Here is a 17,291-nt window from a genome sequence, read left to right on the forward strand (position 1 = left end):
GTGATCCCGCTGGGATTCGAACCCAGGACCACTACATTAAAAGTGTAATGCTCTACCAGCTGAGCTACGGAATCTTCCTTGTTTTGAAATAATTACTTCGTTCTAAGGAGGTGCAAATATAGAAATTTATATTATTCCATCAAACTATTTTTTAAAAATAAATAGATAAATATTTCACACCAAAATCTAGCGCTATTTTACATTATAAAATATGTATTAAAAGCAGCAGAAACATTGATTTTTGAAGGAAAAATGATGTAAATAAAAAAAGGGCCAAGAACAAGTTCCTGACCCTACATCTACCTATGAAAAACATACCCCCGAAAGGGTAAGCCCAAATGTAAAAACATTTTTTTAATATTCCGAACTTTTATTAAAAAAAATTGAAAGAAAATTAAATTGATACAAGAATGTGACAAAAACAACTCTGGTTACTCCTTCGATTATTAAAATAGATATTTTGTGCTTAAAAAATTAGAGCTATGCCCGTCTATAATTTCATTAAGCAAACGTTTGTTATTATCGTTCAGCTTTGCCGCAACTAAAGATCTAATTGAAAATGATCTTAACGCATCTACAACCGACAAGGTTCCCTCTGCACTGTCCTTTCTTCCTGTAAAAGGGAAAACATCTGGTCCACGTTGGCATTGGCAATTGATATTTACACGACTAACCTGGTTTACGATTGGATCAATCAACGCTGCCACTTCCTCGTCATCATCACTAAAAATGCTTACTTGCTGACCATGCGTAGATTCTATCAAGTAATTGATCGGTTCTTCGATATCATCAAAAGTAACAATTGGAATTACCGGACCAAACTGCTCTTCGGTATATAATTTCATTTCCTTAGTTACAGGATATACCACTGCCGGGAATACAAATGATTCATTGGTTTGTCCTCCATTTTCGTTCACTACTTGCGCACCTTTAGCAATGGCATCATCAATAACCTCTTTTAAATAAGCTGGTTTTTGCGGTTCAGGAAGCGGTGTTAGCGAAACGCCATCTTCCCACGGCATCCCGTATTTCAACTTTGAAATTTCTGCGGAAAGTTCTTTTACAAAACTATCTACATGTTTCTTATGTACAAAGATGATTTTTAAAGCTGTACAACGCTGTCCGTTGAATGACAGTGAGCCAAGGACAGTTTCCTTTACTGCTAGACTTAAATCAGCATTTGCTGTAATAATAGCCGCATTCTTCGCATCCAAACCTAAAATTGCACGTAAGCGATTTACCTTAGGGTGCATCTTCTTCAACTCATTCGCTACTTTACTAGAACCAATTAAAGTCAATACATTGATCTTTCCAGATTCCATTAAACCAGGGATAATCTTATTGCCACGACCGTAAATAGTATTTACAACGCCTTTAGGGAAGTTGTCTCTAAAAGCTTTTAATAACGGATAGAACAATAAAGTACCATGCTTAGGTGGTTTAAACAAAATGGTATTTCCCATAATTAACGCGGGGATTAACGTAGTAAAAGTCTCATTTAACGGGTAATTAAATGGCCCCATACATAACACTACTCCTAATGGCGAACGGCGGATTTGCGCAACAATGCTTTGCTCAATGGTAAAACCAGCCGATTGTCTGTCGATATCTTTCAAAGCATCGATAGTAGCGTTGATGTATTCGATGGTTCTGTCGAATTCCTTCACCGAGTCGCCGTAGGTTTTACCAATTTCCCACATGATCAGTTTTACCACTTCCTCTTTCTTGGCAATAATGTCGCGAGTGAATTTCTCTACACATTCAATACGTTGCGCTACGCTCATGGTTGGCCACTCTCCTCTTCCATTGTTGTAAGCTGCTACTGCCGCATCTAGCGCAATCTGAGCTTCCTTTTCGCCACAAAGTGGATAAGTGCCAATCAACTTTCGCTCTAAGCCTTTAGCAGTTTTAATACAAATTGGAGACAGCACGGTGTGCACATCGCCAGACCAGGTTAACATGTCGCCATTAGATAGGTAACTACGCTGATCTAGTGGACCATCCAGTGCATACGCTGCAGGGATGTCTGCTTCTTTAGGAAACAGATTTTCTAGGTTTAGTGACATTTTGTTTGATTTATTACTTAGTTTATAGATTTACTAGATTTTATTATTAATAATATATCCCCTCTGGTTTAAGGAGAGGATATATTTATCTTAAAGCTTTATGATTTGCATTTTAGGCACCAAGGCTTTCATCACAACCCAAGCAATGAGATAGGCCACTGCACAAACCGAGAAAATCACGAAATAACCTGCTTCAATTCCCTGGAAACCCATAAATTTCATTTGAGTTTTAGCAGAGTAATCAAATAATACACCCGAAGATTTATTGATGATTGTTGCGCCAATACCACCAGCTAAACCGCCAATACCAGTAATGGTTGCAATGGCTGATTTAGGAAAGCTATCTCCGATGGTAGAAAATATATTTGCCGACCAAGATTGGTGTGCTGCACCAGCAATACCGATAATGATTACCGGGATCCAATACGAAATATGACCTAATGGTTGTGTTAGCAACGCCAACAATGGAAAAAATGCAAAAATCAACATCGCTTTCATACGACCTTCATAAGGGTTCATTTTCTTTTTATCTACAAAGAAAGTAGGCAACCAACCTCCAAAAATTGATAACAAAGTGATGGCGTATAAAATGAAAATTGCTAGCTGTCCTTCTGTATCAGATGATTTGATATTATAAACTTCTGACAGGTAAGCCGGCATCCAGAATAAATAAAACCACCAAACACCATCGGTCATGAATTTACCAAAAGCGAACGCCCATGTTTGTTTATAGCTGAAGGCCTTAGCAAAAGACATTTTTTCTTGAACTACTGGCTCGCCAACTATTTCTTCAATTTTATCATCTTGATTGATATAGGCCAATTCTTCGGCGTTAACTCTTGGGTTGCTTTCTGGCTTTTTATAGTAGAATACCCAAAAACCCATCCACACAAAACCCAAAGCACCAATGATAATGAACGACATTTCCCATCCGTAATACTTAGCGATTACCGGAATAGTTAATGGAGCCGCTAATGCGCCAATGGTTGCTCCAGCATTGAAAATACTGGTTGCCAATGCTCTGTCTTTCTTAGGAAAATACTCTGCTGTTGCTTTTATAGCCGCTGGAAAGTTACCTGCCTCTCCTACTGCCAGCACAAAACGAGCAAAGATGAACAAGGTTACACTTACGTTGATAATCAAGGCTACATCGTTAACTTGCTCGATAGCATGCTTAGCACCTTCAAAACCTACAAACCAATTTCCGGTGATAATACCAGAAGTTGCAATACCACAAAATGCATGTAAAACGGCACCCACAGACCAAACGCCAATTGCCCAAAGGAAACCTTTTTTGGTATCCATCCAATCTACAAAACGACCAGCAAGCAACATACTAACTGCGTAGAAAATAGAGAACAAAGCGGTTATGTTTCCATAATCATTATTTGTCCAATGAAATTCCGGACTGATAAAATCTTTCCATGTTAAGGAGAGTACTTGCCTATCTAGGTAGTTAATTGTAGTTGCAAAAAACAGAAGCGAACAAATGGTCCATCTGTATTTGGTTTGCTTGGTTTGGTTCATATTTTGGTTATTTGGTTAACTGTTTATCCCTATAGCTATTGGGAGTTTATTGGTTAATTGTTGATTGTCATTATACCGACTGACAACTGTTAACTGAAAACTAAGCTCTTACTTTATTGATAATTTCAAAGGTGGTCTTAGTTAATGTTTCTATTTTTTTGTAATCTTTTTGCTCGATAATTGGCTTGCTTACCAATTTACTACCCATACCTACAGCACATACGCCAGCTTTAAACCAGCTAGCAATGTTATTCTCTTCAATTTCTACACCGCCAGTTGGTACAAATAATTGTCCTTGGAACAATTCTTTAATTGATGAAAGAAAATCTGGTCCTAAAATATTCGCTGGAAATAACTTGATGATCCCTGCTTGGTGTTGTTGCGCCAAATCAATTTCTGTTGGCGTCATACAACCTGGAATCCAAAGTAAACCTGCTTCGTGAGTAACTTTAGCTACTTCAGGATTTACAATCGGACAAACTATAAAATCAGCGCCTGCTGCGATGAAATCTTTAGCTTGTTCTGCAGTTTTAATTGTTCCAATACCTAAGAACAAGTCCTGCATTTCAGTTTTTAGCGCTTCTTTGAAAATCTTGAAATTTTCTAAAGCTGCTGCACCTCTATTGGTGTATTCGAAAACACGAACACCACCTTTATACAAAGCCCTGATAATTTCTAAGCTGATTTGAGCATCTTCATAATAAAATAGCGGTAACAATCCTTGTTTTTGTATCGCTTGTATAGCAGTTTCTTTATTCTTAGTCATTTTGGGCAATAGTTTGGTGAACGTCTTGAACAGTTGCAGTTGTAGCATCGCTAGGGATGTACAATTTGTTGTAGGCAGCGCCAGTAGCAAACTCTAAAATTTGCTGAGGCTCGTGCTGATTGTAGAAGCCATAAATTAAGCCTCCCATATAGCAATCGCCACTTCCAACGCGATCTAAAATTTGCTCCGAAAGATATTCCTTAGATACAAATAGTTGATTTTCGGTGAACAAAGTAGTATAATATCTGATACCCGCTTTATAATCGAACCTAAAAGTATTGGCTACATGCTTACATTTTGGAAACTTGTTGATGATTTCTTTTGAGGTAGTTTCTGCATGCTTAAGGTAATTTTCTTTAGTTCCCACTTCATGAATATCTGTAGCTACCGGAATACCTAACATTTGCTCTGCAGCCCAAACATTACCCATTACCAAATCTGCATATTTAACTAGCTCTGGTACAATATCAATTGGTTGTTTGCCATATTTCCAAAGTTTTGCTCTGTAATTCAAATCAATAGATATAGTGATACCTCTTTCTTCAGCAGCCTTTACCGCTTCCAAACATAAATCTGCTGCATCTTGATTTAATGCTGGGCAAATAGTGCTAAAGTGAAACCAAGAAACATCTTGAAAAATCTCATCCCAGTTTAAAGTTCCAGGTTTAATGCTAGCGAAAGATGAATTAGCTCTATCGTAGATTACACCTGCGTTTTTAAGGTCTTTACCCTTCGGCAGATAGTACAAACCTAATCTATCGCCACTTAACTGCATTCTCGACGAATCGATGTTGCATTTGTTAACGTAGTTAAGAATTTGCTCTGACATGAAATTATCAGGCAATGCCGAAAAATAGGCAGATGGGACCTCCCAAAGTGCCAATGCTGTAGCCACATTCAATTCTGCGCCTCCAACATAAAAAGGTAATTGATTATCTGCTAACCATTGTCCATCCGTATCCGGACAAATGCGCAACAATAATTCCCCAAAACTTAAAACTTTCATTTAATATTTGCAGTTAAAACGGTGATTAAAGGCGTGGTCAACAGAAAATTGACCACGAATTCTTCATTTAAAAGCTAAAATAGGCTTTTGCGTTGTTATAACAAATATTTTCAACTAATTGGCTAACCAATTTTATATCATTCGGAATTTCTCCGTTTTCTATATCCGTTCCTAAGAGGTTACATAAAATACGACGGAAATACTCGTGACGAGGAAACGAAAGGAAGCTTCTAGAGTCGGTTAACATCCCAACAAACTGACTTAACAATCCCATATTCGATAAAGTATTCAATTGTTTGATCATACCATCTTTCTGGTCTAAAAACCACCATCCAGAACCCCACTGCACTTTTCCAGCTACGGTACCATCTTGGTAATTTCCAATCATGGTTGCCATTAATTCATTATCTGCCGGATTTAAGTTGTACAAAATGGTCTTCGTCAATTGATTACCAGCATCTAATTTATTTAAGAATTTAGATAGCTGTCTGCCCTGAGAAAAGTCTCCGATAGAATCAAAACCTGTATCTGGACCTAATGAACTTAACAAACGATCATTATTGTTACGGATAGCACCTAAATGGTATTGCTGCACCCATCCTCTTTCGTGATCCCAAAGGGCAAAAGTGAATAGCATAGCTGATTTGAACTTCAAGTTTTCCTCTTTGGTAATGGTATCTCCTTTTCTAATTTTAAGGAAAATTTGAGCTATTTCTTCTTCTGTATAATCTTCTGCGTAAATTTGCTCTAAACCATGGTCAGAAACTGATGCACCGTTTTCTACAAAGAAATCATGACGAGATTTTAATGCTGATAGATATTCTTGATAGTTGGTAATTGGCTTCTCCACTATCGCAGCCAACTTATCTACATACTGATTTAAACCTGCAACATCATCAGCGTTCATTGCTTTATCTGGTCTAAACGCAGGTAAAACCACTAAATCGATACCGCTAGCTTTAATTTGTTGGTGAAATTCCAAATTATCCAATGGGTCATCTGTAGTACACAAAGTTTTAACGTTCATCTTTTTCAATAAACCTAAAACGCTGTATTCTTTAGTTTGAAGTTTGGCATTACACTCATCCCAAATTTTCTTAGCCGTTGCAGGAGAAAGTAAATCGTGGATATCGAAATAACGTTGTAGCTCCAAGTGTGTCCAGTGATATAATGGATTTCTCAAAGTATAAGGAACAGTTTCTGCCCATTTCTCAAACTTTTCCCAGTCTGATGCACCGCCGGTAATGAAATACTCATCAATACCAAAAGTACGCATGGCACGCCATTTATAGTGGTCGCCATATAGCCAAACCTGAGTAATATTCTCGAACTGTCTATCCTCCGCTATTTGCTCCGGAATTAAGTGATTATGATAATCAATAATGGGCATGTGCTTTGCATAATCATGATACAAAGTACGTGCAGTCTCCGTTTGCAATAAAAAATTCTCGTCTAAAAACTTTTTCACTTATACTGGTTTTTATTTGTTTATTAGTTCATTGGTCATTTGTTCATTGGGTTTCGAGCCTATAACTCAAAACCTAAAACTCGTAACCTATTTATACTCCTCCAAAAACAGAGAAGCCGCCGTCTACGCAAATCATTGCTCCGGTTACAAATTGCGAAGCATCGCTCAATAACCAAACTAAAGCACCTTTCAATTCATCTGGGTTACCAAAACGTTTAAAAGGAGTTTGATTGATTACCGCACCACCTCTAGCCGTGTAACCACCATCTGGTGTAGTTAATAAATTACGGTTTTGCTCAGTTAAGAAGAAGCCTGGCGCTAGGGCGTTCATTCTAATTTTATCGCCATAACGGTTAGCTAATTCTACAGCGAACCATTGTGTGTAGCAATCTACTGCAGCTTTACCCATATTGTAGCCCAACACTCTAGTAACCGCTCTTTTTGAGTTCATTGATGAAATGTTCACGATACTACCTCTACCTGTTTCGGCAATTGCTTTACCAAAAACCTGCGTAGGAATTAAAGTTCCCCAAAGGTTTAAATCTAGTACGGTTTTCATTCCGTCCATCTTCATCTCAAAGATGTCTTGCTCTGGTAACAATACACCATCAGGCATGTTACCACCTGCTGCGTTTACCAATCCGTCTATTTTACCGTAAGCAGCTAAAACTTTATCACGAGCAGCAATTAACTGCTCTTCGTTCATCGCATCAGCGATTAAAGCAATTGCTTTACCACCGTTATTGTTAATTTCATCGGCACGTTCGTTAGCTACTTTTTCGTTTCTACCCAATATACCTACGGTTCCACCAGCCTCAACAATAGCGTCGATAAAGGCTTTACCTAAAATTCCTGTACCGCCTGTTACAACGATAACTTTATCTTTTAATGAAAATGATTGTTCCATTTTATGTTTATTTTACCACGAAGGCACCAAGGACACAAAGGCGATTTATTTATTATTTTCTTGGTGTTCTTTGCGTCTTTGTGGTTAATTTAATTATCCTAATCGCTTTAAGATTGCTTCGTTCCTCGCAATGACGAAATAGGAAAGTTATTACTTATCTTAATTCTCCTACTGCAAATGTGTCCATATCTGCATAATCCAAATTCTCGCCAGCCATACCCCAAATAAAACTGTAGTTTTTGGTACCAGCACCAGAGTGGATACTCCAAGATGGTGATAAAACAGCTTCGTGGTTAGCCATCACAATGTGGCGAGTTTGTTGCGGTTGTCCCATAAAATGGATTACCCTTTGGTCTTCCTCTACATCGAAATAGAAATAAACTTCCATTCTTCTATCGTGTGTATGAGGAGGAATAGTGTTCCAAATAGAACCTGTAGCCAACGAAGTTAAACCCATTACCAACTGACAGCTTTGGATACCATCTTTGTGGATGTAACGAGAAATTGTACGTTGATTTGCAGTTTCTACCGCACCTAAATCAGCAGAGAAAACATCTGCATGACTAGCAAACGCTGTTGGATAGCTGGTATGTGCTGGAGCTGAAAGTGCATAAAAAACAGCAGGATTACTGCCATCTTTACTGCTAAATCTCACATCCTTAACACCTTTACCTAAATATAAACAGTCTTTTTTGTTCAAATCGTAACTAGTGCCGTCGGCAACAATAGTTCCTGCGCCACCTACGTTAATGATACCTAATTCTCTTCTTTCCAAGAAATAATCGGCACGTAAAATATCGTAATTACCTAAATCTACTACGCTGTTTACTGGTGTAATTAATCCCGTAATCATTCTATCGTAGTGTGAATAGACAAAATTTGCTTTGTCTGTAGTTTTCAAGTCATCCAACAAAAATCTTTCTCTGATTTTTTCAGTGTCATAACTCTTGAAATCTTCTGAGTGTACTGCTTGTATTTGTTTCATTTTCTATATTTTGGGTCTGTCATTAGAGGTTTTGGTTTGGTCCTCATGTTAATGACAAACGATTTTGGCTAATATACCCGTAAACGCCATTTTAGACAAACGATTGTTTACTCACGTACGTTGTAAGAACGAAAGATTTGCGTCTCTACAACGATACGCCGCGTTTCCACGGAATAAAATCGTCTTGGTTTAATAATACCGCTTTCGGAATTACCTCTCCACTTGCTGCTTTAATGCAATACTCTAAAATATCTTCTCCCATTTCTTCAATGGTCTTCTCCCCTTCTATTACCGCACCGGTATTGATATCGATGATATCGCCCATACGTTTGGTCAAGGCATTATTGGTAGCTACTTTAATTACCGGACAAACTGGATTTCCTGTTGGTGTACCTAATCCTGTAGTAAATAAAATTAGTGTAGCACCACTTGCAGCTTTACCTGTAGTCGCTTCCACATCGTTACCCGGAGTACAAACCAAGTTTAAACCTGGTTTAACCGATGGTTCTGTGTAATCTAAAACATCAACAATTGGCGAAGTACCACCTTTTTTGGCAGCACCATTACTTTTTATCGCATCGGTAATCAATCCGTCTTTAATGTTACCTGGAGATGGGTTCATGTGGAAACCAGAGCCTGCATTTTCCGCCGCATCGCTGTAGGCTCCCATTAACTTCATGAATTTCTTGGCAGATTGTTCTTCAATCGTTCTGTCAATCATGTTTTGCTCTGCACCGCACAACTCAGGGAATTCGGCCAATAAGACTGTACCACCTAAAGCTACTAGCAAATCTGAACAATAACCTACTGCCGGATTTGCAGAAATACCACTAAAACCATCGCTACCACCACATTTCACTCCTAAGTTCATTTTACTTAACGGCGCAGGTGCTCTTTCAATTTTGTTAGCTTCCACCAAACCTTCAAAGGTTTTTTTAATTGCCAAAGCAATCATATTTTCTTCGCTTTGCGATTGCTGTTGCTCGAAAATATAAAGTGGTTTATCAAAATTCGGATTACGTTCTTTTAAATCGGCAGTAAAATCTTGCACTTGCAAATTCTGACATCCCAAACTTAAAACGGTTACTCCCGCTACGTTTGGATGGTCTGCATAAGCCGCCAATAATTTACTCAAAACAGCCGCATCTTGTCTGATACCGCCACATCCACCTTGATGGTTTAAAAACTTAATGCCATCTATATTTTTGAAAACACGTTCATTTCTTGAACCTTCAAATGCCATTGGCGCATCTAAAGAAGAAATATCCGTTCCGTTTTTAAAAGCTTCTATTAAATGTTGCGTGTAGTTTTTGTACTTCGCAGTTACTGCATAACCCAATTCGTTATGTAGCGCTTCGCGGATGACATCCAAGTTTCTATTTTCGCAGAAAACCGTTGGGATAAACAACCAATAATTGGCTGTACCCACTTTGCCATCTGCACGGTGGTAACCGTTAAAAGTTCTTCCTTCAAACTTAGAAACATCTGGCGCATGCCACTCATACTGATACGGGCGATACTCGTAAGGAGCCGCCGCATGTTTAAGGTTATCGGTGGTCATTCTAGTGCCCAATTTAACGGGAAACTGGATTTTACCCACCAAAGTACCATACATATATACTTCTTCACCTGCCTGCATATCTTGCATATAGAATTTATGCTTGGCATCCACATCATCAACCAATTGATAATTTGAACCTTGATAACCCACCAATTGACCAGCTTTAAGGTCGGTTAAGGCTACCAAAACATTATCTTTTGGGTGTACTTTTAAAACTTGTTGTTTCATTTAAATATTTTATTCTTTCATCGGTTAGATGATATTCTAATCCGATTATTATCGAATTATTGGAAAAGCCTATTGCTATTAAGCTTCTTTGAGTTCTATAGCTAAAAATTTTGACAATGTAGCCGCAGCACCTTGGTTAATGATGTCCAAATATAAGGCCTTCACTTCCGGAATAAACCCAGCCAATTGCGTCAAATCTACCCCCCAAATGTTTTCATCTGCTAAAACTTGCTCCACAAAATCGTTTGAATTTTGGCTGTACTTTTCAAATAAATAAGGTGCAGAGTCATCGTTTAACCGATAACTCGCACCGTTATCCAAACCAAAATATAGACCATTCTCTTCTCTCTGAGCACGAGAGAAGGCCAAGTAAGCTGCAAAGCCAAGGGCAATATGCGCAGGAACTTGATTAAATATTTTATAGTAATTCAATAGCAATGGAAGAATACGGATTTTCATCTTCATTGTGTACTGAAACGCAATGCTTGTCCAAAAATGTTCGATAGATGGATTGGCAAAACGATCTTTCACTGCATTTGCAAAAGCATCACTTTGTTTTTTATCTACTTCGTATGGAATTGCCGGAGCTATTTCTGTAGCCATTAATGTTTCGATGTAATTTACCATCAATTCGTTAGTCATGGCATTTTTTACGGTATCAATTCCTAAAAGGAAGGCAATACCCGAACTCAATGTATGTGTGCCATTTAACAAACGTACTTTAAGTTCTCTGTAAATTTCGATGTCTTCTGCAATAATTACACCTTCATCTACCGTTGCAAAAGAAAGCACATCGGCTACGTTTTTACCACCCTCAATTGCCCAAAGGCGATAAGGTTCTGTCATCGACAACAAAGCATCTTCGTAACCTAGTTCTTCTTGCAAAGCTTGGATAGTTGCTGCATCTGGCTTGCCAGGCACAATTCTATCAACCAACGAATTACAGAAAGTATTTGCTTGTGCTAACCAAGCGATAAAGTTTGCCTCTAATTTGTTGTAATGCGCAAGTTTAAGAACGATTTCTCCCAATTTAGTTCCGTTATCGGGAATTAATTCGGTAGCTACAATGACTAAACCTTTGCTGTTATCGCCATTAAAGGCATTGAAACGTTCGTATAAAACTGCTAATAATTTTGCTGGAAAAGATGCTGGAGGATTACTTTCGATAGTTTCTTCAACGTACTGAATACCAACCTCTGTAGTATTAGAAACCACTAATTGTAAATCAGCTGATTTAGCGATGTCTAAAATAGCTTGCCAATCTTTTTCGGCTGCAATTACTCTGCTAATAGCTGATGAAATGATATTCTCTGAAACTGGTTGTCCGTTTTCGATACCACGAACGCAAAGTGTGTAAAGTGCATCTTGAGCATCGAACTCTGAAGTGTTGCCGCCTGTAGATTTTACCACAGCAACACGACCATTAAAAACGCCTTCACGATTTGCTTTATCGATAAAATAATCTGGCAACCCACGTAACAACACTCCCGTTCCAAACTGCAAAACTTTCTCTGGTAAATCGAATATTTGCTGATTTGGCACAGCCACTTTATCTGTGGCAACGAATTTCAAATTATCTTTTGATAAAATCATTTCTTTCCTAGCTTTTCATTTTTTTTTAAGCTAGCCAACAGAAATAAAGCACCGTTACTAGCATTTGGTCGAAACAATTCTACATAATTTATGCTAGTAAAGCTTTGATTTAAGTGCAAATATTTGCGCAATCGTTCCCGATAACGTAGGGCAGTTTAAAGATGTTCGAAATTGATATTTAATACAACCTGAGCCTTAAGCTATTTCTTTTTTTTTTGAAAATTAACGTAAGTATGTTTGGCGGAGTTCAGTCCCGCTTTCGCCTATAGTCCTTGTTCGTTCCTCACTGCGGGCTATTTGGCTACAATCGGGTTTAAGCACAAAAGGTCTGTGTTCCAAAAAAATAGCCACCGGCAATGCATTCGGTAAAATAGCCCCGACAAACACGAAAATACTTTTGGTTGCAATTACCATAGAAACAGCAAAAACTTTAATCAAAAGATTGGAGTATTGGCGGGAATGCCCTAGCCGACGAACCGCTAGCTTTGCGCTTCAAAAATATAGTTTAATTTAAATGGTACGTCATTGCGAGGCACGAAGCAATCTTAAAGCATCATGGCTATAGTAGTAAGATTGCTTCGTGCCTCGCAATGACGATATAAGAACCGGATATTCGTTTACTTAATCTCCACCTTTTTCATTCCTTCCCTGCCATAAAAAACTGGAAAATACATCAGCTCTGCTTTTGCTGGATTTAACACATAACTACCCGTGTAACGTGGCATTAAATCTATTTCGAAAGTGTATTTGCCCTGTTTCATCTTGGTACAAAAAATTGAGGTTTTGTTTTTAAAATACTCTCTGTGCGTTTCTACGCCCCAAAAGTTCTGCATTTTGTTCTCATAACTACAACCCGCTGGAATTGGGATTTCAATCATCACGTAATCTGCATCTGCCCTTACCTCTACTTCTACTTTCAACTTGGTCAAAGTACCTGCTTTTAGTTTAGTTGTAGCTGTTCCGTTTTGCAACAAGGTTGAGCTTACCTTAAAATCTTTATCAACTTTGTTAGGTTTTGCATTTTGAAACTGCTGATATGCGGTAAAGTACACCGCAGTTTTTCCTCTTTTCTGCACCTTCAAATCTGTAATATTTTCTATCGTCTTATCGAACGGAAACTGAGTTACCATTTGGTCGTTCACTTTAATTGATGCAGGTTCTGCCTTAGCATTGGTAGCAATAAAAGCCGGCAAAATGGTTTCTAAAATTAACGACGCTTCATACGTGTTGCGCCACTGCCCATCTTTACGTTGCTCTAAAAAGTAAAGCGCAATTTTTTCTAGTTCATTTTCGTAACCACCAGCATTTTTCAAAATTCGATAAGCCAATAATGTGTTTTGGATGCTATTATCCCAAAAACGAATGTTTTCTTCGCCCCAGTAAATGCTGCCGAACATAGTTTGCTTTTTTAGTTTGAGTAAAGCATTCAAATCCACTTTTAAACCTGCCAATTGTCTCAATTCCATCATTTCTAAAGTAGCATGAAGCGAAACTTTGGTTTCTCTTTGTTTTAGCGCTAAAAGTTCAGCAGGTAAATTTGCATCACGCAGCTTTTGCCTTTCTAATTCCTGTTGCTCGTAAGCTACAACCCAGTCTTTAATGTAATTTTTACCATCTAACAAGTGCAGCAATTTAATGATTTGGATATCGTTGTAATTTGGCAAATCGGTTAATTTACCTACCAAATAACGTTGCAGCAATGGTTTATTTAAGTCTACCGTATAGCCATCTTTTTGTGCTTGCAACAAGGCTTCAACTACGTGCAGACTAATCCACATTTGCTCTTGCGTGTTTTGCCACCAACCCCAAGTTCCCTGTGGGCTTTTATTTTGTTGTAGTTTTTTAAGGATAAAAGCCATGTCTTTTTCGTGTGTAAACTTTTGGTCTAAGTATTTACGAACACGTTTCTCTAGCAACAAGCCTTTTAGTTTTGAAGCCAATTGCTCGTTACATAAGTATTCGTAATTACGCAATTTGGTCATTTCGTCCAACAATGTTGGAAAAACAGAAGCCTCTGCCCTTAATGTGATTTTGCCCAATTGGTTGTCGAAAGTGTAATTGAGCGTGGTGTCTCTAAGCAAAGCTGAAAAATAGCCTTTGGTTTCTTTAACACCAGCTTCGAACACTGGAATTTTTCTGCGCTCGCCATCGAAATAACCATTTTCTTGCGCTAAAGTGTATTCGAAGTTTAAGCTATCTTTTGATTTCACGACGATGCCCAAAGTATCAATTAATGAGTTTTTGAACTTAACTGTTGAGTTTCTCAATTCCTGTCCATTGTATAAAAACTTACGAACGCCAGTTTCTTCTAACGGTGTGTAATTCATCAGTTTTCCAATCACATTAATGCTATCGCCGGTTACGGCAAAAAGTGGCGATACAAAGTTGGCACTAAGCGATTTAAACGACTTGATGCTGCCTTCGGTGTAACCGGTTTGCTTATTTCCGTTCATCGCCATTACACGGGTAATCCATCTGGTAATATCATCTGGGAATTTTACGGTAAACTTAGCGATGCCATTTTCATCGGTTATTAATTTAGGTTGCCAGAAACCTTCGTCGTTAAAATTAGTGCGGAGAGTTTGTTGTTGCGCAACCACTTCTCCGGTAACGTTTGTAACCAAATTACCAGTTTTACTTTTGATAATAATTACGCCATTTGCCGCTCTGGCACCATAAATTGCAGTGGCACTGGCATCTTTAAGTACTGTAATGTCTTTCACCACATCCTTATCTAAAGTGGTAATATCTCCATCGTAAGGCACACCATCTAGAATGATTAACGGCTTTTGGTTTCCACTGAAACTGTTAGCGCCTCTAATCGTTATTACCTCTTGCAGTGAAACTCCTGCAACTACCCCTTGTAATGAACCCATAAGTTCATTTGATGTTACAGTAGCAACGCTTCCAGTTAGATTTTGCTTTCTCATCGTGCCGTAACCTATCACTTCTATTCCTTTCAATACATAGCCAATTGTATCTAGAAAAACATCTCCAATCTCAGTATTATTTAGGTCGATTACTTTGCTGTAATATCCGCCAGCAGCTATTCTTAAGGCAGCTAACTCTGGTACTGTTAATTCAAACAGCCCTTTAGCATTGCTGATGGTTTCCACTTCCAAATCCAATACTTTTACGGTAACACCTTTTAAAGGCTTGTTGGTTTCACTTGATAAAACCCTACCTTTTACCGTTTTTTTCAGTTCGTTTTTATCGAACATGTAGCTATTGAAGAACTGTCGGTGATGTTCTAAAATCATTTGTCTGCCAACACTTGGCGTAGCTTTGATAATGCTATCTAGTTTCGTACTAAAAACATCAGCAGGTGTGATTTTGAAACTGCTCCAACTGAAGTAATTGGCTCCGTTAGTTTTAACGGTAATACTGTCGGTAATGAAATAACTATTGTCTCTTAGCAGAAAAAGCAGTTTATATTTTCCATTTTCAAAGTTATCGGTATTAATTTCACCTTTGTAAATTCTTAAAAAATGAGGTTGATTAGGTTTAAAAACTATTACATTTTTGATGTAGGGAATATGATTGGTAAAAGCGGTGTCAATGTCAAACCGCAGTTTCCCGAAAGGCTTAGTGTTCTTGTAATCAACATCAAACAATTGCGTAGTACGACTGCGCAGATTTAAGAAGTCGAGCCAAATTTGGTCTATTTCCTTTTTCTTTAAAGCATATTCGTAAGCAAAATTTGTATTCCTGTTACTTGCACCGTAGTCTAACTTCGTACTAAATGCATATTTGGTTTTGTTTGATTTCTGCTTGATTAAACCCGGCTCAAAAGTATAAGTGTAGCCTGCTTCCTTCACGAAATTTAGACGCCACTTTTCGTTATCAAATATCAAATGATTTTCTCTAATTGGGCCAACCAAAAGTTCTCTATCATTACGGTTATTTGGATTGATGAGCAAACGGGTATCGGTTAGCTGTGCAGCAACCGTTGTTTTATTTAGATTAGCATGATTAGCAACTCTAATCATGTAGTTATCTAACTCTTGGCTTTCTTCTGGCGTAAGTGTTGACGGTTTGTTTACCGCCATCAGCTTATTGGTAGTATCTGCCAGCACACTAAAAATTGTCTTTTTACCAGCAGTGATGTGATAATTTTTAACGGTTATCAATTTATCCGCTGTGCGTATTTTAAAATCGTGAAAACCGGGTTTAACCAGAAAAGAGTAACGCTGTAGTTGATGCGACTGGCTGAAAAACACTGGCACATTATCGATATAAACGATGCTAGCTGGCAAAATCTGTCCATCCCACACTACGAATGGCGCAACCTGTGTGGTGGTGTCGTTGCTGGCTTCAATTACATTGTAAATTGGGTTTGGATGGGTAAACTTGAAGTACTCGATACTGTCTAAGCCCAAACTTTTGCTCCATTTTGTCCAAGCAAGTTTGTCTAGGTTTTTACTTACGCTACCATAAGCTTCGTCAGCTTCTACTTTGATATTGTTCTTTTTACGGACTAAATATGTCCTGCCCAAATAAGGCATACGAACACCCGAAGCATCTTTAAATTTAGCAGTAAAGGCTTGTGCAGTTACATCAGTTTCGGCAACCGGCTTATGGTTGATATCGGTTACCTGCACCAACATATTCACTTTTTGCCCAGGATAAACCATTTCTGGTGCAATCAGTTTTAAGTTCAATTGGTTGGGGTTATAAACGGCACTTACTTCTTCGGACTTTTCATCTTCATCCCAAACGTAATTGATGCGAATATGGCTCGCCTTTTTGCTGTCGTTTTTAATCAGCGTATCTAATTGAGTGGTGTAGCCTCTCAAAAACACTTTGTTATTTGCAAAAACGGTATACCAAAATGGGATTTTATGTTCGTTAATAACCGCCACACGCAAGCTATCTTTGTTTTGTACCGCATTAATTTGCAATTGAGGTTTTAACGCAGTTACGTAAATTGTTGTGGTATCTTTAGGTGTTTCTACTTCGTAATACTCGGCACGATAATCGGTTTTAACCTTAAAAGGCAAAGTTATTTGTTGCGAATTGATAACCACATCTTCTGAAGTGTAGCTAATTAGTTTGGCAGCCTGGCTTGTACTTTTTCCATCTATCAAATACGAAATTGCTAAACTATCTTTCTTAAAATCAGATTTTATCTGAATAGGTTTAATTACTTTTTTCGAGAGATTAGTGTAGTTATAGGTTAAGGAA

The 17,291-nt window shown here is 38.1% G+C and carries 10 protein-coding genes and 1 tRNA gene; all 11 read right to left on the reverse strand.

What is annotated here, in order from left to right; genetic code table 11:
- Position 1 precedes the first annotated feature (1 nt).
- Positions 2-74: transfer RNA gene (locus AC23ME_RS12205), tRNA-Lys, on the reverse strand.
- Between the two features lie 372 nt (positions 75-446).
- Positions 447-2,066, reverse strand: coding sequence for an NADP-dependent glyceraldehyde-3-phosphate dehydrogenase (locus AC23ME_RS12210; protein WP_487728045.1), 1,620 nt, complete (start codon positions 2,064-2,066; stop codon positions 447-449).
- A 90-nt stretch (positions 2,067-2,156) separates the two neighbouring features.
- The gene (locus AC23ME_RS12215; RefSeq protein ID WP_487728046.1) at positions 2,157-3,593 is read right to left on the reverse strand and encodes an MFS transporter; all 1,437 of its coding nucleotides are present in this window, start codon (positions 3,591-3,593) and stop codon (positions 2,157-2,159) included.
- 100 nt (positions 3,594-3,693) lie between these two features.
- On the reverse strand, positions 3,694-4,359 hold the full coding sequence (locus tag AC23ME_RS12220; protein WP_487728047.1) for a bifunctional 4-hydroxy-2-oxoglutarate aldolase/2-dehydro-3-deoxy-phosphogluconate aldolase: 666 nt from the start codon (positions 4,357-4,359) through the stop codon (positions 3,694-3,696).
- Positions 4,352-5,365, reverse strand: a complete 1,014-nt coding sequence (locus tag AC23ME_RS12225; RefSeq protein WP_487728048.1) for a PfkB family carbohydrate kinase — start codon at positions 5,363-5,365, stop codon at positions 4,352-4,354. Before AC23ME_RS12225 ends, AC23ME_RS12220 begins: the two co-directional genes overlap by 8 nt.
- A gap of 67 nt (positions 5,366-5,432) precedes the next feature.
- On the reverse strand, positions 5,433-6,833 hold the full coding sequence (uxaC, locus tag AC23ME_RS12230; RefSeq protein ID WP_487728049.1) for a glucuronate isomerase: 1,401 nt from the start codon (positions 6,831-6,833) through the stop codon (positions 5,433-5,435).
- Between the two features lie 91 nt (positions 6,834-6,924).
- The gene (locus AC23ME_RS12235; RefSeq protein WP_487728050.1) at positions 6,925-7,740 is read right to left on the reverse strand and encodes an SDR family oxidoreductase; all 816 of its coding nucleotides are present in this window, start codon (positions 7,738-7,740) and stop codon (positions 6,925-6,927) included.
- A gap of 154 nt (positions 7,741-7,894) precedes the next feature.
- Positions 7,895-8,725, reverse strand: coding sequence for a 5-dehydro-4-deoxy-D-glucuronate isomerase (gene kduI, locus AC23ME_RS12240; RefSeq protein ID WP_487728051.1), 831 nt, complete (start codon positions 8,723-8,725; stop codon positions 7,895-7,897).
- Between the two features lie 145 nt (positions 8,726-8,870).
- Positions 8,871-10,514, reverse strand: a complete 1,644-nt coding sequence (locus AC23ME_RS12245; RefSeq protein ID WP_487728052.1) for a UxaA family hydrolase — start codon at positions 10,512-10,514, stop codon at positions 8,871-8,873.
- A 78-nt stretch (positions 10,515-10,592) separates the two neighbouring features.
- The gene (locus AC23ME_RS12250; protein ID WP_487728053.1) at positions 10,593-12,107 is read right to left on the reverse strand and encodes a tagaturonate reductase; all 1,515 of its coding nucleotides are present in this window, start codon (positions 12,105-12,107) and stop codon (positions 10,593-10,595) included.
- Positions 12,108-12,724: 617 nt separating this feature from the next.
- Positions 12,725-17,194 carry an alpha-2-macroglobulin family protein gene (locus AC23ME_RS12255; protein WP_487728054.1) on the reverse strand — a complete coding sequence of 1,490 codons (4,470 nt, stop codon included), beginning with the start codon at positions 17,192-17,194 and terminating at the stop codon, positions 12,725-12,727.
- Positions 17,195-17,291 lie beyond the last annotated feature (97 nt).

This window comes from Pedobacter sp. T50_32, from assembly GCF_057652195.1.